This is a genomic window from Streptomyces sp. NRRL S-337 (assembly GCF_000720175.1).
Taxonomy (GTDB): Bacteria; Actinomycetota; Actinomycetes; order Streptomycetales; family Streptomycetaceae; genus Streptomyces; species Streptomyces siderophoricus.
Window position 1 is genome coordinate 1 of record NZ_JOIX01000168.1, and the last position, 1,363, is coordinate 1,363.

A 1,363-nucleotide genomic window follows, 5' to 3' on the forward strand; every position below is an offset into this window, starting at 1 on the left:
CTATCCGGAAGGAGCGCCGGCCCTCATGGGTTTCACGGACACGCGCTTCAACGTCAATCTGTCGATCCTGTTCACCGAGCTTCCGTTGCTGGAGCGGCCGGCGGCCGCGCGGGCGGCGGGTTTCACGGCGGTGGAGCTGTGGTGGCCGTGGGTGGATGCCCCGGTTCCGGATGAGGCGGAGCTGGCCGCGCTGCGCGATGCGCTGACCGATGCCGGTACGCAGCTGGTGGGGCTGAACTTCTACGCCGGTCAGCTGCCGGGCCCCGATCGTGGTGCGCTGTCGATTCCGGGGGAGGAGTCGGAGAAGTTCCGGGCGAATGTGCCGGTGGCGGTCGAGTTCGCCCGCTCGCTGGGCTGCACGACCTTCAACGCCCTGTACGGCAACCGCGTCGAGGGCGTGGATGCGGCGGAGCAGGATGCGCTGGCGCTTGCAGGCTGGATCGGCCTGGAGTACAAGCCCGGCGAGGGCCCCAGCGCCGGCGCCTTCGAATGGCTCCCGGCCCCGCTGCGGGCGGCCAAGTAACCGCCTGCGCGCGGCATCCAGCGCGTCGCCGCCACCGCCTCCTTAAGTGCGGCGGCTCTCCCTCGTCTGACGTTTTCGTTTTGTGAAAGGCACCCTTGTGAGCAACCTCCCCAAGATCGCATGGATCGGTCTGGGCATCATGGGCTCGCCCATGGCCGAGAACCTGATCAAGGCCGGCTACACCGTCACCGGCTACACCCTGGAGGCCGACAAACTCCAGCGGCTGGCCAAGGCCGGCGGCAGCGCGGCCGGCTCGATCGCCGAGGCCGTCACCGACGCGGACGTGGTCATCACCATGGTCCCGGCCTCCCCCCAGGTCGAAGCCATCGCCTACGGACCCGACGGCATCCTGGAGAACGCCAAGCGCGGCGCGCTGCTGATCGACATGTCCTCGATCACCCCGCAGACCTCCATCGACCTGGCCCGCGCCGCCGGCGAGAAGGGCATCCGGGTCCTGGACGCCCCCGTCTCCGGCGGCGAGGCCGGCGCCATCGAAGCCGTCCTGTCGATCATGGTCGGTGGTGAGCAGGCCGACTTCGACGCCGCCCGCCCCATCCTCGAAGCCCTCGGCAAGACCATCGTGCTGTGCGGACCGCACGGCTCCGGGCAGACCGTCAAGGCCGCCAACCAGCTCATCGTCGCCGTCAACATCCAAGCCTGCGCCGAAGCCGTGGTCTTCCTGGAGAAGTCCGGCGTCGACCTCGCCGCCGCCCTGGACGTCCTCAACGGCGGCCTGGCCGGCTCCACCGTCCTGACCCGCAAGAAGGACAACTTCAAACGGCGGCCTGGACCACTCCGCCCTCCTCCGCGGCGTCGAACGCCTCTCCGGACACCCCACCG

1 protein-coding gene and 1 pseudogene are annotated in these 1,363 nt (G+C 69.7%); both read left to right on the forward strand.

All coding sequences use genetic code 11. The features are described from left to right. Positions 1 to 25: 25 nt before the first annotated feature. Positions 26 to 430: pseudogene (locus tag IG62_RS0140890) on the forward strand (TIM barrel protein); the annotation flags it as partial. A gap of 232 nt (positions 431 to 662) precedes the next feature. Next, positions 663 to 1,363 (forward strand): NAD(P)-binding domain-containing protein (locus IG62_RS0140895; protein ID WP_420711196.1); only part of this gene is annotated, 701 nt, incomplete at its 3' end.